The following is a 654-nucleotide window of genomic DNA, read 5'->3' as shown; positions in this document are numbered from 1 at the left end:
GACTACACCGACTCGATCACCGTGGCCACCGCCGACGGCACCAGCCGGATGTTGACAGTGACGATGCACGGCAGCAACGACGCCGCCATCATCACCGGCTCCAGCACCGCTGGCCTGACCGAAACCAATGCCGCCCAGAGTACCGGCGGCAACCTCGACGCCAGCGACGTGGACAGCTCCAACGCCTTCGTCGTCCAGACCAACGTGGCCGGCGGCAACGGCTATGGCACCTTCAGCATCGACGATACCGGTGCCTGGACCTACACCATGAACGGCGCCCACGACGAGTTCGCGGCCGGGCAGGACTACACCGATTCGATCACCGTGGCCACCGCCGACGGCACCAGCCGGGTGCTGACGGTGACGATGCACGGCACCAACGATGCCGCCATCATCACCGGCTCCAGCACCGCTGGCCTGACCGAGACCAACGCCGCCCAGAGCACCGGCGGCAACCTCGACGCCAGCGACGTGGACAGCTCCAACGCCTTCGTCGTCCAGACCAACGTGGCCGGCGGCAACGGCTATGGCACCTTCAGCATCGACGATACCGGTGCCTGGACCTACACCATGAACGGCGCCCATGACGAGTTCGCGGCCGGGCAGGACTACACCGACTCGATCACCGTGGCCACCGCCGACGGCACCAGCCGG

Annotated in this window: 1 protein-coding gene; it reads left to right on the top strand. The window is 67.1% G+C overall.

Annotated features, from left to right (window positions below; all coding sequences use genetic code 11):
• Positions 1 to 654, top strand: a 654-nt coding sequence (locus AACW18_RS08435; protein ID WP_218390080.1) for a VCBS domain-containing protein, incomplete at both ends; no start/stop codon positions are given.

This window comes from Aeromonas sp. sia0103 (assembly GCF_963895295.1).
Lineage (GTDB): Bacteria > Pseudomonadota > Gammaproteobacteria > Enterobacterales > Aeromonadaceae > Aeromonas > Aeromonas encheleia.
Note: the sequence above shows the minus strand (reverse complement) of the source record. Positions and strands in the feature narration are given on the sequence as shown.